Source organism: Tenacibaculum aestuarii, assembly GCF_964510395.1.
GTDB classification, from domain to species: Bacteria; Bacteroidota; Bacteroidia; order Flavobacteriales; family Flavobacteriaceae; genus Polaribacter; species Polaribacter aestuarii.
On the sequence record NZ_CAZEFY010000003.1, the window covers coordinates 253,156 to 279,012 of the forward strand.

Annotated in this window: 25 protein-coding genes and 2 tRNA genes; 15 read left to right on the forward strand and 12 right to left on the reverse strand. The window is 31.7% G+C overall.

Annotated features, from left to right (window positions below; translation table 11 throughout):
* Positions 1 to 99 precede the first annotated feature (99 nt).
* Positions 100 to 735 carry an OmpW/AlkL family protein gene (locus ACKTSU_RS07250; protein WP_408035710.1) on the reverse strand — a complete coding sequence of 212 codons (636 nt, stop codon included), beginning with the start codon at positions 733 to 735 and terminating at the stop codon, positions 100 to 102.
* A gap of 120 nt (positions 736 to 855) precedes the next feature.
* Here ACKTSU_RS07250 and smpB point away from each other — a divergent pair, with 120 nt between their 5' ends.
* The 5 genes from smpB (at position 856) to ACKTSU_RS07275 (ending at position 4,517) form a co-directional block, all read left to right on the forward strand.
* The gene (gene smpB / locus ACKTSU_RS07255; RefSeq protein WP_028891944.1) at positions 856 to 1,311 is read left to right on the forward strand and encodes an SsrA-binding protein SmpB; all 456 of its coding nucleotides are present in this window, start codon (positions 856 to 858) and stop codon (positions 1,309 to 1,311) included.
* A 3-nt stretch (positions 1,312 to 1,314) separates the two neighbouring features.
* Positions 1,315 to 2,211 (forward strand): UbiA prenyltransferase family protein, encoded by an 897-nt coding sequence (locus ACKTSU_RS07260; protein ID WP_408035711.1) that lies wholly within the window; start codon positions 1,315 to 1,317, stop codon positions 2,209 to 2,211.
* A complete protein-coding gene (locus tag ACKTSU_RS07265; protein WP_408035712.1) occupies positions 2,198 to 2,779 on the forward strand; it encodes a Maf-like protein in 582 nt (193 codons plus the stop codon). The genes ACKTSU_RS07260 and ACKTSU_RS07265 overlap by 14 nt, the downstream gene beginning before the upstream one ends.
* A 54-nt stretch (positions 2,780 to 2,833) precedes the next feature.
* Positions 2,834 to 3,784 carry a transketolase family protein gene (locus ACKTSU_RS07270; protein WP_408035713.1) on the forward strand — a complete coding sequence of 317 codons (951 nt, stop codon included), beginning with the start codon at positions 2,834 to 2,836 and terminating at the stop codon, positions 3,782 to 3,784.
* Between the two features lie 109 nt (positions 3,785 to 3,893).
* Positions 3,894 to 4,517 (forward strand): porin family protein, encoded by a 624-nt coding sequence (locus ACKTSU_RS07275; RefSeq protein ID WP_408035714.1) that lies wholly within the window; start codon positions 3,894 to 3,896, stop codon positions 4,515 to 4,517.
* A gap of 62 nt (positions 4,518 to 4,579) precedes the next feature.
* Here the strand turns inward: ACKTSU_RS07275 and ACKTSU_RS07280 are convergent, their stop codons facing one another.
* On the reverse strand, positions 4,580 to 5,500 hold the full coding sequence (locus ACKTSU_RS07280; protein WP_408035715.1) for an FKBP-type peptidyl-prolyl cis-trans isomerase: 921 nt from the start codon (positions 5,498 to 5,500) through the stop codon (positions 4,580 to 4,582).
* A gap of 79 nt (positions 5,501 to 5,579) precedes the next feature.
* Between ACKTSU_RS07280 and ACKTSU_RS07285 the strand changes: the two genes are divergently transcribed.
* Complete coding sequence (locus tag ACKTSU_RS07285) at positions 5,580 to 5,969, forward strand: RNA-binding S4 domain-containing protein (protein ID WP_408035716.1); 390 nt, start codon at positions 5,580 to 5,582, stop codon at positions 5,967 to 5,969.
* A 26-nt stretch (positions 5,970 to 5,995) separates the two neighbouring features.
* Positions 5,996 to 6,499, forward strand: coding sequence for a phosphoribosyltransferase family protein (locus ACKTSU_RS07290; protein WP_408035717.1), 504 nt, complete (start codon positions 5,996 to 5,998; stop codon positions 6,497 to 6,499).
* Here ACKTSU_RS07290 and ACKTSU_RS07295 read toward each other — a convergent pair.
* Positions 6,491 to 7,009, reverse strand: coding sequence for a shikimate kinase (locus tag ACKTSU_RS07295; protein WP_408035718.1), 519 nt, complete (start codon positions 7,007 to 7,009; stop codon positions 6,491 to 6,493). The genes ACKTSU_RS07290 and ACKTSU_RS07295 overlap by 9 nt on opposite strands.
* 107 nt (positions 7,010 to 7,116) lie before the next feature.
* On the opposite strand from ACKTSU_RS07295, the gene ACKTSU_RS07300 reads away from it, so the two are divergent.
* The 6 genes from ACKTSU_RS07300 (at position 7,117) to ACKTSU_RS07325 (ending at position 14,580) form a co-directional block, all read left to right on the forward strand.
* Positions 7,117 to 7,192 (forward strand) — tRNA-Lys (locus ACKTSU_RS07300).
* Between the two features lie 35 nt (positions 7,193 to 7,227).
* Positions 7,228 to 7,314, forward strand: a tRNA-Leu gene (locus tag ACKTSU_RS07305).
* Positions 7,315 to 7,436: 122 nt separating this feature from the next.
* Positions 7,437 to 8,234 carry a carboxypeptidase-like regulatory domain-containing protein gene (locus tag ACKTSU_RS07310; protein ID WP_408035719.1) on the forward strand — a complete coding sequence of 266 codons (798 nt, stop codon included), beginning with the start codon at positions 7,437 to 7,439 and terminating at the stop codon, positions 8,232 to 8,234.
* Positions 8,235 to 8,305: 71 nt separating this feature from the next.
* Entirely contained in the window at positions 8,306 to 9,742 is a 1,437-nt protein-coding gene (locus ACKTSU_RS07315) for a S41 family peptidase (protein ID WP_408035720.1), read from the forward strand.
* A gap of 108 nt (positions 9,743 to 9,850) precedes the next feature.
* Entirely contained in the window at positions 9,851 to 13,519 is a 3,669-nt protein-coding gene (gene purL / locus ACKTSU_RS07320) for a phosphoribosylformylglycinamidine synthase (RefSeq protein ID WP_408035721.1), read from the forward strand.
* A gap of 635 nt (positions 13,520 to 14,154) precedes the next feature.
* The gene (locus ACKTSU_RS07325; RefSeq protein ID WP_408035722.1) at positions 14,155 to 14,580 is read left to right on the forward strand and encodes a helix-turn-helix domain-containing protein; all 426 of its coding nucleotides are present in this window, start codon (positions 14,155 to 14,157) and stop codon (positions 14,578 to 14,580) included.
* Between the two features lie 298 nt (positions 14,581 to 14,878).
* Here the strand turns inward: ACKTSU_RS07325 and ACKTSU_RS07330 are convergent, their stop codons facing one another.
* The 9 genes from ACKTSU_RS07330 to ACKTSU_RS07370 all read right to left on the reverse strand — a co-directional run bounded on the left by ACKTSU_RS07330 (position 14,879) and on the right by ACKTSU_RS07370 (position 23,635).
* On the reverse strand, positions 14,879 to 15,586 hold the full coding sequence (locus ACKTSU_RS07330; RefSeq protein ID WP_408035723.1) for a hypothetical protein: 708 nt from the start codon (positions 15,584 to 15,586) through the stop codon (positions 14,879 to 14,881).
* Positions 15,587 to 15,677: 91 nt separating this feature from the next.
* Positions 15,678 to 16,424 (reverse strand): 3-oxoacyl-[acyl-carrier-protein] reductase, encoded by a 747-nt coding sequence (gene fabG / locus ACKTSU_RS07335; RefSeq protein ID WP_274634192.1) that lies wholly within the window; start codon positions 16,422 to 16,424, stop codon positions 15,678 to 15,680.
* 182 nt (positions 16,425 to 16,606) lie between these two features.
* Complete coding sequence (gene sucD / locus ACKTSU_RS07340) at positions 16,607 to 17,479, reverse strand: succinate--CoA ligase subunit alpha (RefSeq protein WP_028891930.1); 873 nt, start codon at positions 17,477 to 17,479, stop codon at positions 16,607 to 16,609.
* A gap of 72 nt (positions 17,480 to 17,551) precedes the next feature.
* Complete coding sequence (locus tag ACKTSU_RS07345; protein ID WP_408035725.1) at positions 17,552 to 18,472, reverse strand: UDP-3-O-(3-hydroxymyristoyl)glucosamine N-acyltransferase; 921 nt, start codon at positions 18,470 to 18,472, stop codon at positions 17,552 to 17,554.
* Positions 18,473 to 18,513: 41 nt separating this feature from the next.
* A complete protein-coding gene (gene efp, locus ACKTSU_RS07350) occupies positions 18,514 to 19,080 on the reverse strand; it encodes an elongation factor P (RefSeq protein ID WP_408035726.1) in 567 nt (188 codons plus the stop codon).
* 45 nt (positions 19,081 to 19,125) lie between these two features.
* Complete coding sequence (gene lpxA, locus ACKTSU_RS07355) at positions 19,126 to 19,911, reverse strand: acyl-ACP--UDP-N-acetylglucosamine O-acyltransferase (RefSeq protein WP_408035728.1); 786 nt, start codon at positions 19,909 to 19,911, stop codon at positions 19,126 to 19,128.
* Position 19,912: 1 nt separating this feature from the next.
* Positions 19,913 to 21,304, reverse strand: coding sequence for a bifunctional UDP-3-O-[3-hydroxymyristoyl] N-acetylglucosamine deacetylase/3-hydroxyacyl-ACP dehydratase (locus ACKTSU_RS07360; RefSeq protein ID WP_408035729.1), 1,392 nt, complete (start codon positions 21,302 to 21,304; stop codon positions 19,913 to 19,915).
* The gene (lpxD, locus tag ACKTSU_RS07365) at positions 21,297 to 22,337 is read right to left on the reverse strand and encodes a UDP-3-O-(3-hydroxymyristoyl)glucosamine N-acyltransferase (RefSeq protein WP_408035730.1); all 1,041 of its coding nucleotides are present in this window, start codon (positions 22,335 to 22,337) and stop codon (positions 21,297 to 21,299) included. The genes ACKTSU_RS07360 and lpxD overlap by 8 nt, the downstream gene beginning before the upstream one ends.
* 65 nt (positions 22,338 to 22,402) lie before the next feature.
* Positions 22,403 to 23,635 (reverse strand): HD domain-containing protein, encoded by a 1,233-nt coding sequence (locus tag ACKTSU_RS07370; protein WP_408035731.1) that lies wholly within the window; start codon positions 23,633 to 23,635, stop codon positions 22,403 to 22,405.
* A gap of 185 nt (positions 23,636 to 23,820) precedes the next feature.
* Here ACKTSU_RS07370 and porX point away from each other — a divergent pair, with 185 nt between their 5' ends.
* Together porX and tsaE are read left to right on the forward strand one after the other, a co-directional pair.
* Positions 23,821 to 25,368 carry a T9SS response regulator signal transducer PorX gene (porX, locus tag ACKTSU_RS07375; RefSeq protein ID WP_408036892.1) on the forward strand — a complete coding sequence of 516 codons (1,548 nt, stop codon included), beginning with the start codon at positions 23,821 to 23,823 and terminating at the stop codon, positions 25,366 to 25,368.
* 73 nt (positions 25,369 to 25,441) lie between these two features.
* On the forward strand, positions 25,442 to 25,855 hold the full coding sequence (tsaE, locus tag ACKTSU_RS07380) for a tRNA (adenosine(37)-N6)-threonylcarbamoyltransferase complex ATPase subunit type 1 TsaE (protein WP_408035732.1): 414 nt from the start codon (positions 25,442 to 25,444) through the stop codon (positions 25,853 to 25,855).
* Positions 25,856 to 25,857: the final 2 nt, after the last annotated feature.

The window sequence follows — 25,857 nt, forward strand, 5'->3', positions numbered from 1 at the left end:
ATTTATAGGAATTCAATCACATTAACTTTAAAATTCTGTTAATAACAAAAAAAAGAGCTGCAATTTTGCAGCTCTTAAAATGCTCGCTTTCAAATTAGTTTAGAATCTTACTCCTATACCAAAGCCTATTAATAATGGATTGATATCTACTTCTGCAGGAACAGTTGCAATACCTGCGTCAACAGTTACATCAGTACTTAACCCTATATACTTAGCATCTACGTTTAAAAACCAAGTATCGTCTAAATCATAGTCAAAACCTAATTGTAACGCATATCCGAATCCGTTTTTATAATCTACATCTACTACAGCACCTGGGTCAGCATTATAAAAAATAGTGTAATTAACACCTGCACCAACATAAGGTTTAAAATCGCTGATATTAAAGTGATATTGTAACGTTAATGTTGGAGGCAATAACCAAACATCACCTAAATTAACATCTCCTAATGCTGTTCCTACTGCTTTTACATCGTGATTAGTGGTTCCTAAAATTAGCTCTGCTGCTATATTTTCAGTAAAGTAGTACGTAAAATCAAGTTCAGGAATAAAACTTTTGCTAATTTCAACGTCTCCTCCAATAGTTCCTATGGTAGCTGATTCATTTGGCATTACACTAACCCATCTAAAACGAGCTTGCCATCTTTTAAAATCATCAGCTTTTGTAGTTTCTTGAGCAGCTGCATTACTAAAAAATAAAATTCCAAATACAGCACTTAATATAATTTTTTTCATGATTATAAGTTTAAATTTTAAGCAAAATTACCCTCGAAATCTCCCTTAAAACATGACTTAAATCATAGCTTAATAATTTTATTTAACAACTTAAAATTATAGTTATATTTGTGTTTCCTTATGCAAAAAAAGATTAACATACAGAATAAAAAAGCTCGTTTTGAATACGAGATACTTGACAAGTACACTGCAGGAATACAACTTACTGGTACTGAGATAAAATCGATACGACAAAGTAAGGCTAGAATTACTGAAAGTTTTTGTGAATTCAATGATAAAGGAGAACTTTTTGTGGTAAACATGTATATTGAAGAATATGCCTTTGGACATCATTATAACCACAAACCTAAAAGCGAACGTCGTTTATTATTAAACAAACGTGAATTAAAAAAACTTGAAAAAGAAGTAGAATCTAAAGGTAACACTATTGTGCCTTTACGCTTGTTTATAAATGAAAATGGGTGGGCAAAATTAGAAATAGCTCTTGCAAAAGGAAAGAAAACTCACGATAAAAGAAACACTATTAAAGACCGTGATACTAAACGTGATTTAGCCAGAATTAAAAAGGCTTTTTAATTAATGAATAATAGCTTCTTAAATATTATTCAGTGGAAGAAAATCGTATACTTCGTTTTTATTTTATTTTTATTTAAGTTCTGTTTTTTATACGGTTATGGCTTTAAAACAACACTTTCTTTTTTTGATTTAGGGCTTTTATCTATAGCAAGCACTCTTTTATTAGCTTCTTGTTATATTACAAGTTTTGTTGCTAGAAATCAGCATAAGAAAACAAGGGTAAACCTCAAAAATATAAAGAAACTTTCTTTTTTACTTACTTTTATTGGGGGTTTTGTAGGTGTTCTTTTATCTTTCAAAATAGAAAGACCTTTATACGGAGTCCTATTTATTATTTGCCCTACAATTGTGTGGCTTTACGTAAATAACAATATTAAAAAGACTTTTTTCAGTAATATTGTTACTGCTTTTCTTAAACCTTTTGCTTTATTAACTTTATTATGGTTTGATTTTCCTGTCGGTTTAACCCAAGAACAATGGACTTTGTTTTTTAATCTTCAGCTAATTACAATAGCCTATATAATAATTTCTTTTTTCAGTAATATAGCTATTGAAATAATTTTTGATTTAATAAATGTAAATGAAGACAACCAAAACAAACAAAATACACTTCCCATTTTATTAGGAAGAAAGAGAGCTAGAGACATCGCTTTAATTCTATCTATTATCGGTTGTTTTTTTATCTTTTCTATTGCCTTAGCTTTTTCTGATAATACATTCGTTTTTGCAACCCTAATGTTTTTAGGCGTTCTTCCTGATTTATATTTTATATACTATTTAATGAAAGCTTCCGAAGTAAAAGATTATCAACAGCTCATTAAAATTAGTTACTTTAATTTTTTTCTAGCGCTTTTAAGCATTCCACTAATAGCTTATCATTTTAAACATGTTATCTACTAAACTATCAAAATACAATATAATTTTAGCTTCTAATTCACCTAGAAGACAAGAATTAATAAAAAGCTTAGATATTCCTTTTTCTATAAAAACCAAAGAAATTGAAGAAATATACCCAAAGGAATTACATCACACTCAAATAACAGATTACTTAGCCGCTTTAAAAGCTTCTCCTTTTACATCTGAGTTAAAAGAAAATGACCTATTAATTACTTCAGATACTATTGTTTGGTTAAGTAATAAAGCCTTAGGAAAACCTAAAGATTATAACGAAGCGTTTAGCATGCTAAAAGGACTATCTAATACGACTCATGAAGTAATTACTTCAATATGTCTTACAAGTAAGAATTTTCAAAAAACAATCAATGACATTACTATTGTTACATTTAAAGAATTACTTGATGAAGAAATTGATTACTATATAACTAACTACAAACCCTTTGACAAAGCTGGCGCGTACGGAATTCAAGAATGGATAGGTAAAATAGGAATTACAAAGATGGAAGGAAGTTATTTTAATGTTATGGGGTTTCCAGTTCATAAACTTTACAAAGAATTATCAAAATTATAAGGCTACCTTTTTATAAAAGATTATTTTTGACACGTATTTACACAACACAAACTGATGAAAAAATATACTTATACTGAAAAAAAAGATACCCGATCTGGGTTTGGTGATGGTTTAACTGAATTAGGAAAAACAAATCCTAATGTTGTTGCCTTATGTGCTGATTTAACAGGCTCTTTAAAAATGAATGAGTTTGCTAAAAATCACCCAGAACGTTTCTTTCAAGTTGGAATTGCTGAAGCAAACATGATGGGAATTGCTGCAGGATTAACTATTGGTGGAAAAATTCCTTTTACAGGTACATTTGCTAACTTTTCTACAGGTCGTGTATACGATCAAATTCGTCAATCAATCGCGTATTCTGATAAGAATGTAAAAATTTGTGCATCTCACGCAGGATTAACTCTAGGTGAAGATGGAGCTACGCACCAAATTTTAGAAGATATCGGGTTAATGAAAATGTTACCTGGTATGACGGTTATAAATACTTGTGATTATAGCCAAACCAAAGCAGCTACTTTAGCTATTGCTGAACATGAAGGACCAGTATATTTACGTTTTGGTAGACCAAGCGTTCCTGTTTTTATGACTGAACAACCTTTTGAAATTGGTAAAGCAATTCAACTTACAGAAGGTACTGACGTAACTATAGTAGCGACAGGACATTTAGTTTGGGAAGCCTTACAAGCTGCTGAACAATTAGAAGAAAAAGGAATTTCAGCAGAAGTAATTAACATTCATACTATTAAACCTTTAGATGAGGAAGCTATTTTAAAATCAGTTGCTAAAACTGGATGTGTAGTTACCGCTGAAGAGCACAATAAATATGGTGGTTTAGGTGAGAGTGTTGCTCGTTGTTTAACTACAAACAACCCTACTCCACAAGAATTTGTAGCTGTAAATGACAGCTTCGGAGAATCTGCAACTCCTGCAGAATTAATGAAGAAATACGGTTTAAATGATAAAGCTATCATCAAAGCAGTAGAAAAAGTTATTTCAAGAAAATAAACCCTTTATTGTAAACAATAAATACATCACTTTTTAGGTTTAAAGTGATGTATTTTTTTGTACTAAACTTAAGTATAACCCCAATTATTAATAAATAAATTTAAAACAAATGAAAAAAGTAGTTTTAATGATTTTCCTTTTTATAGGAGGAGTTCAATTAGCACAAAGTCAAATCCAAGGAGGTATCAAAGCTGGTATCAACTACAACTCAGATTCTTTCTCTGATGTTAAGAATGATGTGGTTTTTGATAACGCAAAAAGTAAAACAGGATTTCATGCTGGTGCTTGGTTACGTATAAACTTACCTGTTACCGATTTATACTTAAGACCAGAATTGGTATATACTCAATTAAGCAATGAAGTGTCTTATCAATACAACGATCTTTCTTCACCACAAACAACCACTTATAAATTTCAAAAAATTGATATTCCTGTTTTAGTAGGTATGAAATTCTTAAAAGTAGCACATGTTTTTGCTGGTCCTTCATTTCAATATATTCTAGATTCTGATTTTGATATTAAAGATCTTGAACAAGTAGATTCAGATGGATTCACAGTTGGATTACAATTCGGTGCCGGTGTTGAATTAGGTAAATTAGGATTTGATATTCGTTGGGAAAGAGCTTTATCTGATACTGAATCTAATTTTATAGATAATAATAACGCTGGTCAAAATGTTAATTTCGATACTCGTGTGAATCAAATTATTTTAGGATTATCTTATAGGTTCTAAAAAAACACTATCAATTAGATATAAAAAAAACCGAAGTTAATATAACTTCGGTTTTTTATGTTTTAATATTTAACTCTAATATCTCTATTTAAATAATCTGGAACTAACGGTTTGTTTGGATCATTAAAATCATTTCTTGGATCTCCATCTCCATTTTTATCTTCATCCTTTGTTAAGACTCCATCACCATCGTCATCTATATCTAAATAATTAGGAACATTATTTTTATCAGTATCTATATTTGATATCTTTCCATTCTCATAATTAATTTCATTAATAGTAGAAACATAATCATTATCATGATCAGTTCCCTCTACAAAATCCCAAAGCTCTACATAAAAAATTAAACTTGTATTTTCCAGTACAGTTCCAGAACCAACATTTCTATAAGCTAAACCTGAAGGAATAAATATTATACCCTTACCTCCATTAATATAATTAATTTTTTCTCCAGTAACAGTATTATTATAACCACCTTTTAAATTTCCAGCAAAACCATATTTCCAACCAGAAATCGTACTTGGCGCACCACTTTGGCTAGGGTATAAATTCCACCAACGAGCTTCACTTCCTGTTTGATTTAAAGAAAAATTCTTCGAGTTTGTTATTGTCCATAGCTGATATTTTGTATATATAGAATCAGCAATAGTTGGAAAGCCTTTATCTGGTGATGGACTGTTTGATCCTACTTTATCCTCACCTACATACATATAGACCTTATAATCTATATCATTTTCATTTACTTCAATCGTTTTTAAGTTAGCGTCACCATATAAAGATGATTGTCCATTATCAATTAACTTAATTGAGTCTACAGCTGTATCATAATAATGGTTTTGTAAAAATTTAACTAGAGAGTCATTATCTATAATAGATTGAGCTTCATGGTCAAAATTATCTATCGTTGGATTACTATCAGTACCGCAAGCATACAAAAGAGAACTTACAGCTACTACATATAAAAAATGTTTAAATTTTATCATTTAATTCTGAAATTTTAACGCGCAATTTACCATTTTTATACCTTTGTAAAAAACGAAACGATAAAAATTAACTTTTTATATGAGAATTGACAAATATTTGTGGTGCATTCGATTATTTAAAACCAGAAGTATTGCCACAGATGCTTGCAAAAAAGGGCACGTGAAGATTGAAGGAACCAACTTAAAACCTTCCAAAGAAGTTTTTGGAAATGAAGAAATTACCATCAGAAAAAATCAAATTAACTATAAGATAAAGATACTAGACATCCCTCCTAACCGTGTGGGTGCTAAACTGGTTGATTTATATCGAAAAGATTTAACTCCGAAAGAAGAGTTTGAAAAAACTGAGTTATTAAAGTACTCTAAAGACTATTATCGTAAAAAAGGAACTGGACGTCCTACCAAAAAAGATCGTCGTGATATTGACGATTATTACGAAGATTCTGAAGAAAATGATGTTAATTTGTAATTCCTTTGTTTTAAACTAAAAGAAAAATGACCGACACTAACAATATCATCCTAAACAATACACAAATTGAGCAAAAAATTCGTAGAATGGCTTTTCAAATCTACGAAAGTAATAGTGAGGAAAAAGAAATCATTATTGCAGGTATTGCTGATAACGGTTTTTTTCTTGCTGAAAAAATTGCAGAGGCCGTAAATAAAATCTCGCCTTTAAAAGTTACCCTTTGTAAAGTTTTTATCGATAAGAAAAAACCTACAACTCCAATTACTACTTCAATAACTAGTGACGAGTACAAAAACAAAGCGTTAGTATTGGTTGATGATGTTTTAAACTCAGGTACTACTTTGATATACGGTGTTAAACACTTTTTAGAAGTTCCTTTAAAAAGATTTAAAACTGCCGTGTTAGTCAATAGAAATCACAAAAAATATCCAGTAAAAGCAGATTTTAAAGGTATTTCTTTATCTACCTCTATTAAAGAACATGTTGTTGTTGAATTTAAAGCGAATGAAACTATTGCTTATTTAACTTAGTATAACTTGGAGATCCTCCACTGTTTCATTCACATCTTTATTATCAACTACTAGTTTATGAGTAGCTTGATTGTAATAATAACTACGTTCAAATAAGTGTTTGGCTATAAACTCTGCCAATTCATCTTCATTTAAGCGAGCTACTAACGGACGTTGGCTTTTTTCATTTACCAATCTTTCCATTATGGTTTGTATAGATGTTTTTAAATATATAGAAGTCACATCATCATAACTTAATAGTACATTCATGTTTCCTGCATAACATGGTGTACCTCCTCCTAAGGATAAAACAAAGTCTTCTTTTTTATCTAAAAGTTCTTTTAGATAAACATGTTCTTGCTTACGAAAATAGATTTCTCCTTTCTCTTTAAAGACATCAGAAACCGACATTTTTTCTTTTTCTTCAATATATGCATCTAAATCTATAAAGGAAATCTGCAGTTTTTCGGCCAAAATTCTACCAATTGTCGATTTTCCGCTAGCCATATATCCCAATAATACAATTTTCATAAACTAGTAATTAAGCAGTTACAAATATCTGTAAAAAATATTACAAAAAAACTTTTTTCATTTAAAGAACAGTTGTATATTTGCAACCGCTTTCACAAGGAAGCAATGACCGGGTAGCTCAGTTGGTAGAGCATCTCCCTTTTAAGGAGAGGGTCCTGGGTTCGAGCCCCAGCCCGGTCACCAAAAAGTTAAGCGAAAGCTTAACTTTTTTAGTTTACGCACATATGGCGGAATTGGTAGACGCGCTGCCTTGAGGGGGCAGTATTCTTAGGAATGTGGAAGTTCGAATCTTCTTATGTGCACCAACAATAAAAAACACAAGCTTTTATATAGCTTGTGTTTTTTTATTCCACAATATCTTGTACTTACCGTATCAATTTCACAGATAATTAACTAAACAAAATCTATTTATTCTTATTATTGCATTATGCAAAAAAAGTATACCATTTTATTGTTACTACTTGTTTCATCATTTATAACAATAGCTCAAACCACTCAAAACAATAATCTTAAAGGACAAATTATAGATTCTGAATCTAAAAAACCTTTAAGTGCTGCACATATATTAAACTTAAATACTGTAGTAGGTACAATTACCAACGAACAAGGAGCTTTTAATCTAATAGCAAGAGCAAATGACACTGTGCTTGTATCTTATTTAGGGTACTCTTCTATAAAACTAAAAGTAACAAACGATCTTTTAAAAGGAAATGAAGTAATCATTTCTCTAGAAGAAAAACCAGAAGAAGTTAAGGAAGTAGTAATTAAATCTACCGAGCTTATTGGAGTTTTAGAGGTTGATGTAAAACAAGTTCCTAAAGATCGCTTTACAAGAATTCATATTAATGGTTTACCACAAACCTACGAGGTAGGAAAACCTCAAAAAATCTCCTCTCCTATTGCTAAACTATTGAATCCAGTAGATTTAGTATACAACCATTTCGGAAATAAACCTAAACAACTAAAAAAGTTAAAGAAACTTAAACAAGAAGATGATTTACGAAAAATGCTTGCAGGTAAATTTGACCGAGAGGTAATGATGGAGTATTTAGAAATGGACAGAGCTGAGCTAAACAAACTACTTTCTGATTGTAACTATTCTGAATATTTTATTAAAAAAGCTAGCGACTTACAGCTTATTGAAGCTGTCTTAAACTGTTACGAAAATTATAAAGCCGTTAAAAAAGGAAAAATAGAAAGAAATAGAATACCTGATCAAAAATAGTTTTATGTTAAAAAAAGTAAGAGGTGAAAATTATCTGTTACATTGTTCAATAACTAGTAATTAATTTAAAAATGAGAAAAAAAATATTAATGAGTTTTCTATTTATCTTACTTTTAAGTTGTAGTAAAGAAGATATAAATCAACCTATACTTGACACTCCAATTAATAATTTCGTTTGGAAAGCTATGAACTCATGGTATAACTGGCAAGGAGAAGTCCCTAGTTTGGCAGACAGTAAAGATGATAATACAAATGATTATTACACTTATTTAAACTCATTTAGTACTCCTAATTCATTATTTGAAAGCCTAAAACATACAAATGATGATTTCTCTTGGTTTATTGAAGATTACGTAGCTCAGCAACAACAATTTCAAGGTACTTCTAAGACTTTTGGTTTTAGACCTAGTTTGGTTAGAGTTGGTACAACCGATTATGTAGTAATATATATTCAACATGTTTCAAAGAACTCTCCTGCAGATCTAGCTGGATTTAAAAGAGGTGATATTATAAATGCTATCAATGGAACTGTAATGACCTTGAGTAATTATAAAACCGTTTTTAATGGTTATTACCAAGAAACTTCAGAATTTTCATTTACAGAAAAGGATGGTCAAACTTTTAAGGAAAAGAAAACAATTTCACAAGCTGTAGTATCAGACAATCCGGTACATTTAACTAAAGTTTTTGATAATATAAATGGTAAGAAGGTTGGGTACATAGTTTACAATGGCTTTAGATCTTCATATAATGACGAATTGAATGCTGCTTTTGCTGAACTAAAATCTGCTGGCGTTCAAGAGCTAGTATTAGATTTAAGAATTAATGGTGGTGGTTCTGTAGAAACGTCTGCTTATTTAGCAAGTATGATACACGCCGAAGCTGGTAGCGATAAATTTGCTGAGTTAAAATTCAACAATAAGCACTCTCAATACAATGATCCTTACTATTTTGATAATACGTTAAATGTTTATGGAGCAGATGGAAAAAAAACTAATGAAGAAACAATCAATAGATTATCAGGTATTAATAAGTTATATGTTTTAGCATCTGGTAGTACTGCATCTGCTAGTGAAATGATTATAAATGGATTGCGTCCTTTTATTGATGTTAAAGTAGTAGGAACTAAAACAGTAGGTAAAAATGAAGGGTCAATAACATTATATGATTCACCAATTAGTGACTATACTAATGTAAATACTGCTAATTCTTCACATAAAATGGCTATGCAACCAATTGTTTTTCAAATTTATAATAAACTTGGTCAAAATGATTATGGTGATGGGTTTGAGCCTAATATCTTAATTGAAGAATGGAAACATTGGGATAACATCTTACCATTTGGTGATGAAAATGAAATTGTACTTAAAACAGCCTTGGATGATATAAGAGGTCTATCAGCAAAATCTGCATACGAAGTAAAAAGCTTTGAACGTATTGATATAAATGTGTCAACAAACAAGTTTGAACAAGAAATGTATATTGATAGTCATTACTTTAACAAGTAAAACAACATTATAAAAAGCAGCAAAATTTTGCTGCTTTTTTTATGCTTCTATTTCAACCAAAAGAATTAAATTTACACCTTTCAAAAACACACACAAACACAACTAATAATGATTCATTTCTTTGGAAACGTAAACAGCAAGGTTTTTGCTGTTCAAACAATAGAAGAATTAACATCTGAAACAATTTCGAAGTTAACTTGGTTATTTGGCAACCAACCGAAAATAAATGCGGCGTCTCTTGACGCCTTTTTTGTTGGGCCTAGAGCAGCAATGATTACTCCTTGGAGTACCAATGCTGTTGAAATTACTCAAAATATGGGGATTTCTGGAATTATCAGAATTGAAGAATTTGACACAGTAGCTAATGATTTTTCTGACTTCGACCCAATGATTTCTCAAAAGTTTGACGGATTAAACCAAGAAACTTTCACGATTAATATTCAACCTGAACCAATTTTAGAAATTGAGGATATTGCTGCTTATAACGAGCAAGAAGGGTTGGCTTTAAGTGAGGAAGAAATTGCGTATTTAGAAGAAGTAGCTACTAAGATTGGTAGAAAACTAACAGATTCTGAAGTATTTGGATTCTCTCAAGTAAATTCAGAACATTGTCGTCATAAAATTTTCAACGGTACTTTTATTATTGATGGTGAAGAAATGCCTACTTCTTTATTCAAGTTAATTAAAGAAACGTCTAAACAAAATCCTAATGATATTGTATCTGCTTATAAAGACAATGTTGCTTTTGTTAAAGGTCCAAGAGTAGAGCAATTTGCTCCTAAAAGCGCAGATAAACCAGATTTTTACGAAACAAAAGAGTTTGAATCTGTTATTTCCTTAAAAGCTGAAACACACAACTTCCCTACTACTGTTGAGCCATTCAATGGTGCAGCAACAGGTTCAGGAGGTGAAATTCGTGATAGATTAGCTGGAGGAAAAGGTTCGTTACCTTTAGCTGGTACTGCTGTATATATGACTTCATATTCTCGTTTAGAAGAGAATCGTCCTTGGGAAAAAGGAATGGATGAGCGTAAATGGTTATACCAAACTCCTATGGATATCTTAATTAAAGCTTCTAACGGAGCTTCTGATTTTGGTAATAAATTCGGTCAGCCTTTAATCTGTGGTTCTGTTCTAACTTTTGAACACGAAGAAGATGCTCGCAAACTTGGTTTCGATAAAGTAATCATGCAAGCTGGTGGTATCGGATATGGTAAAAAAGAACAAGCATTAAAAGATACTCCACAAGAAGGAGATAAAATAGTAATTCTAGGTGGTGAAAACTACCGTATTGGTATGGGAGGAGCTGCAGTTTCTTCTGCCGATACTGGAGAATTTTCAACAGGAATTGAATTAAACGCAATTCAACGTTCAAATCCTGAAATGCAAAAACGTGCAGCCAACGCTGTTCGTGGTATGGTAGAAAGTGATGAAAACTTTATTGTTTCTATTCACGATCACGGAGCTGGTGGACACTTAAACTGCTTATCAGAATTAGTAGAAGATACTGGTGGAAAAATCGACTTAGATAAATTACCTGTTGGAGACCCTACCCTATCTGATAAAGAGATTATCGGTAACGAATCCCAAGAGCGTATGGGATTAGTGATAGCTGAAAAGCATATCGATACTCTTAATAAGATTGCTGAACGTGAGCGTTCGCCAATGTACACCATAGGTGATGTTACTGGGGATCACCGTTTTACTTTTGAATCTAAAACCAACGGAAACAAACCAATGGATTTAGCTTTAGAAGACATGTTCGGTAGTTCTCCAAAAACGATTATGACTGATAATACAGTTGATCGTAATTATGCTGATGTTGAGTATTCTAAAGAAAACTTTACTCAATATTTAGAGCAAGTTTTACAATTAGAAGCTGTTGCCTGTAAAGATTGGTTGACTAATAAAGTTGACCGTTGTGTTGGAGGAAAAGTAGCCAAACAACAATGTGTTGGTTCATTACAAATTCCACTAAACAATGTCGGGGTAATGGCATTAGATTATAAAGGTAAAGAAGGTATTGCTACTACAATTGGGCATTCTCCTATTTCTGGATTGATTGATCCTGTAGCTGGAAGTAAAAACTCAATTGCTGAAGCATTAACGAATATTGTTTGGGCACCTTTAAAAGATGGTTTACAATCTGTTTCATTATCAGCAAACTGGATGTGGCCTTGTAAAAATGAAGGTGAAGATGCTCGTTTATACAAAGCTGTAAAAGCGGTTTCAGATTTTTCTATCGATTTAGGAATCAATGTTCCAACAGGGAAAGATTCTTTATCTATGAAACAGAAATATCCTAATGAAGAAGTAATTTCTCCTGGAACTGTGGTTATTTCTGCTGCAGCAAACTGTAACAATATTACTAAAGTAGTAGAACCTCTTTTACAAGCAAACAAAGGAGATATCTATTATATCAACTTATCACAAGATGATTTTAAATTAGGAGGAAGTTCATTTGCACAGGTAGTAAATAAATTAGGTAACTCTGCTCCTACGATTACTAATAATGAGTTCTTTAAATCAGCATTTAATGTTTTACAGAATTTAATTAAGGAAGGAAAAATCGTTGCTGGTCACGATGTTGCATCTGGAGGATTGATTACTACTTTATTAGAATTGTGTTTTGCGGATGTAAATGTAGGTGCGAACTTAGATTTATCTGCTTTAAACGAAGCTGATAGTATCAAATTATTATTTGCCGAAAACTCAGGAATTGTTTTCCAAGCAACAGACGCTTCTGTAGAACAAACTTTAGCCGATAATAATATTGAATTCTTTAAAATTGGTTCGGTAACTGAATCTGATCGATTGAATATTAAAAATGGATCTGATGTTTTTGCTTTATCAATTGCTGAATTAAGAGATACTTGGTATAAGACTTCTTATTTATTAGATCAAAAACAAACGGCTAATGGTTTAGCTAAAAATCGTTTTGATAATTATAAAAATCAACCTTTACAATATACATTCCCAACTCATTTTACAGGAAAACTTGCAGATACTGTTGGTACTGTAACTAATAGACCAAAAGCTGCTATCATTCGTGAAAAGGGTTCAAACTCTGAACGCGAAATGGCAAATGCTATGTATTTAGCTGGTTTTGATGTGAAGGATGTTCACATGACGGATTTAATTTCTGGTCGTGAAACTTTAGAAGATATTCAATTTATTGGAGCTGTTGGAGGTTTTTCTAATTCAGATGTATTAGGTTCTGCAAAAGGATGGGCAGGAGCATTTTTATATAATGAAAAAGCTAACACTGCTTTGAAAAACTTCTTTAAAAGAGAAGATACCCTTTCTGTTGGTATTTGTAACGGATGTCAGTTGTTTATGGAATTAGAGTTAATCAACCCAGAGCATAATGAGCATGGTAAGATGTTACACAATGAATCTAAAAAACACGAAAGTTCTTTTACATCTGTAAAAGTTAAAGAGAATAATTCAGTAATGTTATCTAGTTTAGCAGGAACTGAATTAGGAGTTTGGATTTCTCATGGAGAAGGAAAATTCAATTTACCAGAAACTGAAGACAATTACAACATTGTTGCTAAGTACGGATATGAAGGATATCCTAACAATCCAAACGGTTCAGATTATAATACTGCAATGATGTGTGATAAGACTGGTCGTCATTTAGTAACTATGCCACATATTGAGCGTTCTACTTTCCAATGGAACTGGGCTTACTATCCACAAGACAGACAAGATGAAGTTTCACCTTGGTTAGAAGCTTTTGTTAATGCAAGAAAATGGATAGAGAATAAAAAGTAAGTAGAATACAACTTTCTCAACAATAATGAAGCACTCTGTAAACAGGGTGCTTTCTTTTTTTTACAAAAGTAAACAACAAAACACGTATTTTACATTTGTTAACGTTTGAATTATTGTTACAATTGTAATAAACTCATAAAATTATAACTATTACTTGAGTATTTTAGATCTTTATAAGTAATTATTACTTTAAGTTTATTAAGCCTTATAACTTAAAGTAGCAATATAGACTTTATACTTTTCTCATGCTCATCTTTAAGATTTTAAAGCTAAATTAAAAAAGGAAGCTACTTAATAACGATTCTAACTCTATTCTACTATTCAATTCTTTAAAATGCACTATAAAAAGGTACTTTAAAGTGAATTTAGAGAGATGTTTACAATATAAAACAGTAATAATTTAAGTTTTTTAAGTGTTACAATTGTAACTATATGCTTTTACCTACATTATAGCCTTTTTCTATACTTACGATTTAAAATACTGTTTTTTAGCTATTTAAGTGTATTCATTTGAAGTGTTTTATGTGGTTAGTTGAGATTAATTTGAAAAAAAATCACTTTTTACTTGTTTACAATTATAAAACTATATATATTTACAACTGTAAACAACCCCTAACGTTTACATGAGTAAACAAATGATAGAAAGACTAAAACAGATATTAGATTATTACAATTTATCAGCGTCTAGTTTTGCAGATAAAATTGATGTTCCAAGATCTAGCATTTCTCACCTATTATCAGGAAGAAATAAACCGAGCTTAGATTTTATTATAAAAGTTGAAACGGCTTTTGATGAAGTTGATTTAAATTGGTTAGTGTATGGTAAAGGTAGTTTTCCTCCAAATACACAAAACCAAGAGAAAGAGGTAAAAATAGAAAAAAATGAAGCTCCTTCTCTGTTCGCTGAAAATATAGTATTTGACCAAGAACCCGAAAAAAAATCAAATACGCAATTCTCAGAGAGTACTATAAAACCAAAAGAATCAGCCGCTTTTAGAGAAATTAAAAACATTTTGGTTCTATATGATGATGGAACCTTTGAAGATTACAAAAAAAGATGATACTATAAATGATTCCCTAAAACAATCCCCAAAGAATTTAATGAGTTGTGAAATTCAAATAACCCCTCAGTATTTGTATCCCCCAACAAATCGTTTGAATTTTATAAATCATTAAAAACTAAACTCTCCCCTAAAACTTATGTCCCCTTTAAGTTCTGAGTTTAGAAATTTGTCCCCCAGACAAACCCCTCGTGCTTGCACCCCTTAACAAGCAAACACAACCCCTTAAAATAGAAGAAGCCTGTATTATAAAATAATACAGGCTTTTTTAGTTTAGCGTATTTATTATATATAAGAGTTATTTTCCAAAACCTCCACCAGCATCACAAGGATAAAAAACTTTGCTTATTTGTTTTACACAACCTCCATCTGTACTAATAGTAGCTGTTAAAGTAAATGGATCTAAACTAGCAGCAGCCACATGAACTTCAGAAGCTCCGGACTGAGATGTAATTGTACCATAATCTACTGACCAGGTAACATCTTCATTATCACCCGAATAACTTAAATAGTATCTACCATATGGGTGAGACGCTGGATAACATGCTTCAATAGTTTCTACAATTGTTCCATAAACTCCAGTGCATGGGTCAGGAGGGCAATCTCCCTGTGATAATGTAAGAGTTTCTCCGCAATAAGTGTTGTTTGGGTCACTGTACTCATAAATAGAAACTTTTAGTTCACCTCCAGTAAAGTTAGAGATATCAAAACTAACTATAACTGTTTGATTTGTGTTGTTTCCAACAATACTCATATTTCCTGATAAAACTTGCCAGCTAATTACAGGATTATTAAAACCCTGAAGATTGACTGAATAAGTTACTTGATTTCCATAAGTAGATACCTCTGTGATAGTACAACCAGTTTTTGCGCTTCTTTCTAAATCATTATCATCACCAGTAGTTAATTCTGACTGTAATCCATTGGTTAAATAATTTTCATTTTCAGAACAAGATGTTAATGCTATCACAAAAACAAACATTAACATTTTAATAAAGTTTTTCATAATAATTAAGTTTAAAATTAATCTAATATATAAAAATTATTACAAAAAAGGTAGTATCTCACAAAGTGTGTAAAAATTAAGATTTTTAATATTATGTTAACATTCCTCCGTCAACTGATAATGTTTGACCAGTAATATATGAACTCATATCTGATGCTAAGAATACACAAGCGTTAGCGATGTCTTCTGGAGTTCCTCCTCTTTTTAAAGGAATTTCGTTTCTCCAACCTTCAACTACTTTTTCATCTAATTTTGCTGTCATTTCAGTTTCAATAAAACCTGGAGCAACTACGTTACTACGAATATTACGAGAACCTAATTCTAATGCTACAGATTTTGAGAATCCTAAAATTCCTGCTTTTGAAGCTGCATAATTTGCTTGGCCAGCATTTCCTTTTAATCCAACAACTGAACTCATGTTGATAATTGAACCTGCACGTTGTTTCATCATCGGACGAATTACTGCTTTGGTTAAATTAAAAACAGATTTTAAATTTACTTCAATTACTTTATCAAAATCTTCTTCAGAAATACGCATTAACAAATTATCTTTTGTAATACCTGCGTTATTTACTAACACATCAATAGTTCCGAATTCTTCTAAAACGTTTTTCGCCAATTCTTGTGCTGCATCAAATTCAGCTGCATTTGATTGGTATCCTTTTGCTTTTACTCCTAATGCTTTCAACTCATTTTCTAAAGCAGTTGCTGCTTCAACAGAAGAGCTATAAGTGAATGCAACGTTACATCCTTGATTTGCAAACTCTAAGGCAATTCCTCTACCAATTCCTCTAGTAGCACCTGTAACAATTGCAGTTTTATTTTCTAAAAGTTTCATTTATTAGTTGTTTTAATCACAGGGCGATAGCCAAGGGTTTTATTCCCAAAAGCTTGCCTCTAAATTCTTACATAATTTTTTTGAATACCCAGTGTGCTTGTATCTGGGTAGTTTATTGGATTCAAATATAAAAATAAATTCCCGTTAAAAACGGGAATTTACTCTAATATGTATGTAGTTTATTATGCTAAAACTTTAGCTACCATTTCTCCAATTTTAGCAGGAGACTCTACAACGTGTACTCCATTTTCTGCTAAAATTTTCATTTTTGCTTGAGCAGTATCATCAGCACCACCAACGATAGCACCAGCGTGTCCCATTGTTCTACCAGCTGGAGCAGTTTGACCTGCAATAAAACCAACCACTGGCTTACGGTTACCGTCAGCTTTAATCCAACGAGCAGCTTCAGCTTCTAAGTTACCTCCAATTTCACCAATCATTACGATTGCTTCAGTTTCATCGTCATTCATTAATAACTCGACAGCTTCTTTAGTAGTAGTTCCAATAATTGGATCTCCACCAATACCAATAGCTGTAGTAATTCCGTAACCTTGTTTTACAACTTGATCAGCAGCTTCATACGTTAAAGTTCCTGATTTAGAAACGATACCTACTTTACCTTTTTTGAAGATAAATCCTGGCATAATTCCAACTTTAGCTTCTTCTGGAGTAATTACTCCTGGACAGTTAGGTCCTACTAAAGTACAATCTAATTGATCAATATAAGCTTTTACTTTTACCATATCAGCAGTAGGAATTCCTTCAGTAATACAAATGATTACTTTAATTCCTGCTTCAGCAGCTTCCATAATAGCATCAGCAGCAAATGCTGGTGGTACAAAAATAATAGAAGTATCTGCTCCTGCTTTTTGTACAGCTTCATCAACTGTATTAAAAACTGGCTTTCCTAAATGCTCTTGACCTCCTTTACCTGGTGTTACACCTCCAACTACGTTTGTTCCGTAATCGATCATTTGGCTAGCGTGGAAAGTTCCTTCGCTTCCTGTAAAACCTTGAACTATAATTTTTGAATCTTTATTTACTAAAACACTCATTGGTTTGCTTTTTTTATTTTTTAAGACAGACAAAAATAACTTTTTAATTGTGTTTTCACAATTAATTTTAGGTTACTTTTTTTCTTTATTTGTTGCATTCTTTAAATAGATGACTTCTCTAAGAGTTTGACGGTATTCACGCTGTGGTGTTCCGAAGTATACTCCTTTTTTTAAGGATTTTGTAACTCCTGTTTGTGCCATTAAAACAGTACCCTTTTCAATAGTTAATCCACTAATAATACCTACTTGACCCCAAATTGTCACTTCATCTTCAATAATAGTACAGCCAGCGATACCTGTTTGCGCAGCTATTAAACACTTTTTACCGATTACAGTATCGTGACCAATATGAACTTGGTTATCAATTTTTGATCCAGTACCTATTAATGTATCTCCAGTTACTCCTCTATCAATAGTACAAGAAGCTCCTAAATCTACATTGTCTTCAAGTACTACTCTACCTCCAGAAATTAGTTTATCAAAACCTTCTGGTCGATTTTTGTAATAGAAAGCATCTCCTCCTAAAACTGTATTGGCATGAATTGTAACGTTATCTCCTAATACACAGTTATTATTGATTGCAACATTGGCATGAATTAGACAATTTTTACCAATAGTTACATTTTCACCAATAAAAACATTTGGTTGTATAATTGTTCCTTCTCCTATAATAGCCGACTCAGCAATACTACTTTTTGAAGCTATAAAAGGATTGAAATGTTTTGTTATTTTATTGAAATCTCTAAAAGGATCATCAGAAATTAATAATGATTTTCCTTCAGGGCATTCTACTTTTTTATTAATTAAAATAGTAGTTGCAGCAGAATTTAAGGCTTTATCGTAGTATTTAGGGTGATCTACAAAAACAATATCTCCTTTTTCTACTACGTGAATTTCATTAATTCCTGTAATAGGAAAATCGTTTTCTCCTACAAATTCTACATTTAATAGAGCTGCTATTTGCTCTAAAGTTTGAGGCTGTTTGAATTTCATCTTTAAAAAGAAATTCCCGCTAAAGAGCGGGAATATTAAATTTATTCTTTGATACGCTCTGTATATGCGCCTTTTTCCGTGTCGATTTTTATTTTATCACCTTCATTAATAAATAAAGGAACATTAATTCTAGCACCAGTTTCAACAGTTGCAGGCTTTGTTGCATTTGTTGCTGTGTTACCTTTAACACCTGGCTCTGTATGCGTTACTTCTAAAATAACATGCGATGGCATTTCTACAGATAATGGCATATTATCTTCAGTATTAATTAAAACAGTTACAACTTCTCCTTCTTTCATTAAATCAGGAGCGTCTAATACTGATTTTTGAAGTGTAATTTGGTTATAATCTTCAGTATTCATAAAGTGATAAGTATCTCCTTCTGGATATAAGTACTGAAATTTATGAGTTTCAACACGAACGTCTTCTATTTTATGTCCTGCAGAAAATGTATTATCTAAAATTTTTCCTGTAGTAACACTTTTTAATTTTGTACGTACAAAAGCTGGACCTTTACCAGGTTTTACATGTAAAAACTCAATAACTTTATAGATATCGTGGTTAAACTTTATACACAATCCTTTTTTAATATCTGATGTTGTTGCCATTTATTTTGATCTTTATAATTGCTCAATCAAGTGCAATTTTACTAATTAATTTGCTTTAAAATATCCTTTCATTATTCCACGATGCGAATCTTTGATAAACTGAATGATTTCATCACGCTCTGAAGTTGCTTCCATCTCAGCTTCAATAATATCTATCGCTTGTGAGTTGTTGTAGTTTTTCTGGAATAAGATTCGGTATATGTCTTGAACTTCTCTAATCTTTTCAGTAGTGAACCCTCTTCTACGTAATCCAACAGAATTTATACCTACATACGATAATGGCTCTCTAGCAGCCTTAACAAACGGAGGTACATCTTTACGAACCAAAGATCCTCCAGTAACAAAAGCATGATTTCCTACAGAGGCAAACTGGTGTACAGCTACCATACCCGCTAATACCACATTATCACCAATAGTAACGTGACCCGCTAACGTTGAATTGTTTGAAAAAATACAATTATCACCCACTTTACAATCATGAGCTATGTGGCAATATGCCATAATTAAGCAATTGTCACCTATAACTGTTTTCATTCTATCAGAAGTACCTCTGTTAATGGTAACACATTCTCTAATAGTAACGTTATCACCTATCTCTACAGTGGTTTCTTCGTCGTTGAATTTTAAATCTTGAGGAATTGCAGAGATAACTGCTCCTGGAAAAATTCGACAGTTTTTACCGATGCGCGCACCTTCCATAATTGTAACGTTAGAACCAATCCAAGTTCCTGAACCTATTTCTACATTTGCATGAATGGTTGTAAAAGGTTCAATAACTACATTACGAGCTATTTTTGCTTGAGGGTGTACGTACGCAAGTGGTTGATTCATATTATTTTACTTTTGAAATTTGAGCCATTAATTCTGCTTCACAAACCAGCTTACCATTAGCATAAGCATATGCTTGCATATGTGCAATACCTCTTCTTATAGGTGTTATTAACTCACTCTTAAATATTAATGTATCTCCTGGTAATACTTTTTGTTTGAACTTTACATTGTCCATTTTCATGAAGTATGTTAGGTAGTTTTCAGGATCTGGTACTGTGTTTAACACTAAAACTCCTCCACATTGTGCCATTGCTTCTACTTGTAAAACCCCTGGCATTACAGGCGCTCCTGGGAAATGTCCTACGAAAAAATCTTCATTCATCGTAACATTTTTCATTCCAACCACGTGTTTGTCAGATAGTTCAATAATTCTATCAATTAATAAAAACGGTGGTCTGTGAGGTAAGATATCCATGATTTTATGAATATCCATTAATGGTGGCTGATTTAAATCATAAGTAGGAACGTTATTTCTTTTTTCTTGCTTAATGATTTTAGCCAACTTTTTAGCAAACGTTGTATTTACTGAATGTCCTGGTTTATTAGCAATTACCTTACCTCTAATACGAGTCCCTGTCAAGGCTAAATCCCCAATAACATCTAATAACTTATGACGCGCAGCTTCGTTTGCCCAATGCAACGTTAAGTTATCTAATACTCCGTTAGGTTTTACGGTTATGTTTTCTTTATTAAAGGCTTTTTTAAGTTTTTGCATTGTACTATCTGACAACTCTTTGTCAACATAAACAATAGCATTATTTAAATCCCCACCTTTAATCAAATCATTTTCTAGTAACATTTCAATTTCATGTAAAAAACTAAATGTTCTTGCTGCTGAAATTTCTTCTTTAAAATCAGAAATTGTGTCTAAAGTAGCATTTTGAGTTCCTAAAATTTTAGTTCCAAAATCTACCATTGTAGTAATTTGGTACTCATCAGCTGGCATTAAAATAATTTCGCTACCTGTTACTTCGTCTTTGTACGATATAATTTCTTTTACAACATACTCTTCTACTTCTGCCTCTTGTTCTACTATTCCTGCTTCTTCTAAAGCTTCAATAAAAAACTTTGAAGAACCATCCATAATTGGTGGTTCAGAAGCATTGATTTCAATAAGTAAGTTATCAATATCTAAACCTACTGCTGCAGCTAATACGTGTTCAGATGTTTGAATTTGAACTCCGTTTTTTTCAAGGTTAGTACCTCTTTGTGTATTTGTTACGTATTCAGCTTTCGCTTCAATTATTGGACTTCCTTCTAAATCTACACGCTTAAAAGCGAATCCGTGATTTTCTGGTGCTGGTTTAAAAACCATCATAACTTCATTACCTGTGTGTAACCCTACACCTGATAATGTTATTTCGTCTTGTATTGTTTTTTGTTTCTTACTCATTGTTTATTTTTTGAGCATTCAACTCTTTTTCTATTTTATGTATTGTAGATGCTAACTTTGGTAAATTTTTAAAGTGCACGTACGATTTACTATAATCAGAATATCCGAAGGCAGGAGATCCCTGAACAACTTCGCCATCTTTTAAACTTTTTCCTATTCCTGCTTGTGCTTGGATTTTCACATTATTTCCAATTGTGATGTGCCCAACAATACCTACTTGACCTCCAATCATACAGTTCTCTCCTATTTTTGTTGATCCTGCAATACCTGTTTGAGAAGCTATTACGGTATTTTTCCCTATTTCTACGTTATGAGCTATTTGAATATGGTTATCTAACTTTACTCCTTTACGAATAATTGTTGAACCCAAAGTTGCTCTATCTATGGTTGAATTCGATCCTACATCAACATTATCTTCTATAATAACGTTTCCAATCTGTGGAATTGCTTTGTATTCTCCATTCTCATCAGGAGCAAAACCAAATCCATCTGCACCTATTACAGTTCCTGAGTGAATCTTACAATTCTTACCTATAACTGTTTCTGAATAAATTTTTACTCCTGCAAAAACAACCGTATTATCTCCAATAACTACATTGTCTCCAATATAAGAATTAGGGTAAATTTTCACATTATTTCCAAGCACCACATTTTCGCCTATATAAGCATAAGCTCCAATGTATTCATTATCCCCAATAGTCACAGAATCTGCCATGAAGTGAGGATTCTCTCTCCCTACTTTATTGTTTTTCACTTCGTTATAAAACTCTAACAGTTTTGAAAATGATTTGTATGCATTTTCAACTTTAATTAAAGTTGTTTCTATTTCCTTTTCAGGAACAAAACTTTTATTAACAATGGCTACTGTTGCTTTTGTTGAATAGATATATGAATTATATTTCGGATTAGATAAAAAGGTTAATGACCCCAAGGTACCTTCTTCTATCTTGGAAAGTTTAGATACTTCAGCTTCTGGGTTTCCTACAATTTCACCCTCCAAAATATCGGCTATTTGTTGTGCTGTAAATTTCATTAAGTGCAAAAGTAATTATTTTTGTTCAATTACCTCTCCATTCGTATTTGTTTCTAATACTTAGTCTAAGTAATTTTTTTAGGATAGCACAAGTAATGCTTTACCACGGGCTTCGTTAACGCTTTCAGGTTTAGTTGATCAGATGCTTTTGCAATATCTTTTAACTTACCTTTTTTTGTATAAATTTTTATAGGCTTATCAGAATTATAGGCTTGATGTTTAATTTTATTTGAAAAAACAAAATACTCTAACTCTTCATCGGTTAGATTTACTAGCTTTTGAAGTTTTTTTCTTCTTTTTTCAATATATTCTTCTGAAAATGGCTTCTCTTGAATTTCAATCCTTAAAAGATTTCTATCTATAATTTTCTTTGCTAAGGTAGATAACACAAAATCTTCGTGATTTTTCCATTCTTTGATAGCTGAAAAGATATCATAATCATCCAACTCGGAAAATATTTGTAAAGTGTTATCAGAAAAGTTTTCACTAGTTATTTGGTTGTACAAAAAGTATTTTAATGCTGAACTTGCTGGCAACTCCACTCCTTTAGTGGCTAACTCTTTTGCTCGTTTTAAGATGCTAACTAAAAGATTTTCTGCTACTAATCCTGTTTTGTGTAAATACACTTGCCAATACATCAAACGACGTGCAATGATGAATTTTTCGACAGAATAAATTCCTTTTTGTTCTATTACCAATTCATTGTCTACCACATTCATCATCGCAATTAAGCGATCAGAAGAAATATTTCCTTCGGCAACACCAGTATAAAAACTATCTCTTTTTAAATAATCTAATCTATCAATATCTAATTGGCTTGATATTAATTGATATAAAAATTTACGTGGATGTTTTCCTTCAAAAACTTCAATGGCTAAACTTAATTTTCCTTCAAACTCCTCATTTATAGCTTTCATAAACTTTAAAGAAACCTCTTCGTGAGTAATTCCGTTTACAATACTATGCTCTAAAGCGTGTGAAAAAGCTCCGTGACCAATATCGTGCAGTAAAATAGCTATGTATAAAGCATTCGCTTCATCTTCAGAAATTTCAACATTTTTTACGCGCAATACACGAACTGCTTTTTGCATTAAGTGCATACAACCAATCGCATGATGAAAACGCGTGTGATTCGCTCCTGGATATACCAAATTTGACAATCCCATTTGAGTTACTCTACGCAACCTTTGAAAGTATGGATGCTCAATAATGTCAAAAATTAGTGAGTTTGGTATAGAGATAAATCCGTAAATCGGATCGTTAATTATCTTTAATTTATTGGTTGTAGATTTCTTCAAAATGTATAATTCCTTGAATTTTAAACAAAAAAATCATAATTTATCAACAAAACCAAATTAACGAGCGTTTAATTAACGTATTTTTAGCTTTTAAAAAAGCAACAAAACTCCTTTTAGACGTTATTTACTGTATAGTCTACTATGACAACGATTTTGTTTTAGTAAAAATTTGATGAAAAATTATGATGAAAAACATACATATTCTTTGGGTTGATGATGAAATAGATTTATTAAAACCACACATATTATTTTTAGAAAAAAAAGACTACAAAGTAACTACTTGTACTAACGGAGCTGATGCAATTGATATGGTTGATGAAAACAATTTTGATATTGTTTTTTTAGATGAAAATATGCCAGGTATTACAGGTTTAGAAACTTTGTCTGAAATAAAACAGAAAAACCCTAACCTTCCTATAGTAATGATTACCAAAAGTGAGGAAGAGTACCTTATGGAAGAAGCCATTGGGTCTAAAATTGCAGATTATTTAATTAAGCCAGTAAATCCGAATCAAATATTATTGAGTTTAAAAAAGAATTTAGATCATTCTCGTTTGGTTTCAGAAAAAACCACTTCAAACTACCAACAAGAATTCAGAAAAATATCAATGGATTTAGCCATGGTGAATTCTTATGAAGAATGGAGCGAACTCTATAAAAAGCTAGTACACTGGGAGCTTGAATTAGAAGATATTAATGATACAGGAATGTTAGAGATTTTAGAATCTCAAAAATCAGAAGCCAATTCCCAGTTTTTTAAATTCATTAAAAAGAAGTATCAAAACTGGCTAACCAGCAACGATAAACCTACATTTTCTCATACTTTATTTAAAGATTATGTTGTTCCTAACTTATCTAAAGAACAAGGAGTTTTATGGGTAGTTATCGACAATCTTCGCTATGATCAATACCGAGTTTTAGAGCCATTTATCAATAATTATTATAAAAAGGAAGAAGAGTACTCTTATTACAGTATTTTACCTACTGCTACGCAGTATGCTCGTAATGCGATATTTTCTGGGCTCATGCCTTCAGAAATGGAAAAAAGGTTCCCTAAAGATTGGAAAAATGATACTGATGAAGGTGGCAAAAACTTATTTGAAGCTGAATTTTTAGACGATCAAATTAAACGTTTAGGTTTAGATATTAAGCATGAATATTACAAAATTGTTTCGTTAAAAAGCGGAAAAGATTTAGCCGACAATTACAACGGAACAAAGCAAAACGATTTAACCGCTGTTGTTTTTAACTTCGTTGATATGCTTTCACATGCTAAAACTGAAATGGAAGTAATTAAAGAGTTAGCGGGTGATGATAAAGCATATCGCTCTTTAACGGTAAGTTGGTTTAAAAATTCTCCGCTATATGACATCATTCAAAAAGCGCAAAAATTAGGTCAAAAACTTATTATTACTACTGATCATGGTACGATAAACTGTAAACATCCTACCAAAGTTATTGGTGATAAAAATATCAGCTCAAACCTACGTTATAAAACAGGTAGGAGTTTAAGTTATGAAGATAAAGATGTATACGCAGTTAAAAATCCAAAGGATATATTTTTACCAACTGTAGCAATTAACAGTCCGTTTATTTTCACTAAAGAAGATTTGTTTTTTGCCTATCCTAATAATTATAATCACTTTGTAAAGTATTATAAAAACACCTATCAGCATGGTGGAATTTCGTTAGAAGAAATGATTATTCCTTGTGCAGTTTATAATCCGAAGTAATCAAAAAAAGGAAATTTATCTAACGTGTAAATTCTACTAGTCAAAACAAGTTTTCTTCTTTATTTTTGCTTTTATGAACAAAAACTATTCATTAAACGAATTAACAGCTATTGCTGAAGAAATCGTTGCAACAGCACCACATAAAATACTGTTATTTTATGGAGAAATGGGCGTTGGTAAAACTACATTAATTAAAGAATTATGTAAAGTTTTAGGGGTTGAAGATATCGCTAGCTCTCCTACCTTTTCTTTAGTTAATGAATATAGAACGACCACCTATGAAACGGTTTATCATTTCGATTTTTACCGTATTGAGGATGAAGAAGAAGCCTATGACATGGGGGTTGAAGATTATTTTTACAGTAATAATTGGTGTTTAGTAGAATGGCCAGAAAACATTAAAAATTTACTACCTTTAGATACTGTTTCCATCTCAATTAGCTTATTAGAAAACGGTCAACGAAACATTCAATTAAAAACCAACTAATT

Coding starts and splice junctions, on each gene's coding strand:
- ACKTSU_RS07260 (WP_408035711.1), top strand. CDS start 1,315: ATGAATAATAGCTTCTTAAATATTATTCAGTGGAAGAAAATCGTATAC.
- ACKTSU_RS07270 (WP_408035713.1), top strand. CDS start 2,834: ATGAAAAAATATACTTATACTGAAAAAAAAGATACCCGATCTGGGTTT.
- ACKTSU_RS07325 (WP_408035722.1), top strand. CDS start 14,155: ATGATAGAAAGACTAAAACAGATATTAGATTATTACAATTTATCAGCG.
- ACKTSU_RS07285 (WP_408035716.1), top strand. CDS start 5,580: ATGAGAATTGACAAATATTTGTGGTGCATTCGATTATTTAAAACCAGA.
- ACKTSU_RS07280 (WP_408035715.1), bottom strand. CDS start 5,500: ATGATAAAATTTAAACATTTTTTATATGTAGTAGCTGTAAGTTCTCTT.
- ACKTSU_RS07360 (WP_408035729.1), bottom strand. CDS start 21,304: ATGAGTAAGAAACAAAAAACAATACAAGACGAAATAACATTATCAGGT.
- ACKTSU_RS07295 (WP_408035718.1), bottom strand. CDS start 7,009: ATGAAAATTGTATTATTGGGATATATGGCTAGCGGAAAATCGACAATT.
- fabG (WP_274634192.1), bottom strand. CDS start 16,424: ATGAAACTTTTAGAAAATAAAACTGCAATTGTTACAGGTGCTACTAGA.
- ACKTSU_RS07315 (WP_408035720.1), top strand. CDS start 8,306: ATGAGAAAAAAAATATTAATGAGTTTTCTATTTATCTTACTTTTAAGT.
- ACKTSU_RS07330 (WP_408035723.1), bottom strand. CDS start 15,586: ATGAAAAACTTTATTAAAATGTTAATGTTTGTTTTTGTGATAGCATTA.
- ACKTSU_RS07345 (WP_408035725.1), bottom strand. CDS start 18,472: ATGAAATTCAAACAGCCTCAAACTTTAGAGCAAATAGCAGCTCTATTA.
- ACKTSU_RS07310 (WP_408035719.1), top strand. CDS start 7,437: ATGCAAAAAAAGTATACCATTTTATTGTTACTACTTGTTTCATCATTT.
- ACKTSU_RS07275 (WP_408035714.1), top strand. CDS start 3,894: ATGAAAAAAGTAGTTTTAATGATTTTCCTTTTTATAGGAGGAGTTCAA.
- purL (WP_408035721.1), top strand. CDS start 9,851: ATGATTCATTTCTTTGGAAACGTAAACAGCAAGGTTTTTGCTGTTCAA.
- sucD (WP_028891930.1), bottom strand. CDS start 17,479: ATGAGTGTTTTAGTAAATAAAGATTCAAAAATTATAGTTCAAGGTTTT.
- tsaE (WP_408035732.1), top strand. CDS start 25,442: ATGAACAAAAACTATTCATTAAACGAATTAACAGCTATTGCTGAAGAA.
- porX (WP_408036892.1), top strand. CDS start 23,821: ATGAAAAACATACATATTCTTTGGGTTGATGATGAAATAGATTTATTA.
- smpB (WP_028891944.1), top strand. CDS start 856: ATGCAAAAAAAGATTAACATACAGAATAAAAAAGCTCGTTTTGAATAC.
- lpxA (WP_408035728.1), bottom strand. CDS start 19,911: ATGAATCAACCACTTGCGTACGTACACCCTCAAGCAAAAATAGCTCGT.
- ACKTSU_RS07290 (WP_408035717.1), top strand. CDS start 5,996: ATGACCGACACTAACAATATCATCCTAAACAATACACAAATTGAGCAA.
- lpxD (WP_408035730.1), bottom strand. CDS start 22,337: ATGAAATTTACAGCACAACAAATAGCCGATATTTTGGAGGGTGAAATT.
- ACKTSU_RS07265 (WP_408035712.1), top strand. CDS start 2,198: ATGTTATCTACTAAACTATCAAAATACAATATAATTTTAGCTTCTAAT.
- ACKTSU_RS07250 (WP_408035710.1), bottom strand. CDS start 735: ATGAAAAAAATTATATTAAGTGCTGTATTTGGAATTTTATTTTTTAGT.
- efp (WP_408035726.1), bottom strand. CDS start 19,080: ATGGCAACAACATCAGATATTAAAAAAGGATTGTGTATAAAGTTTAAC.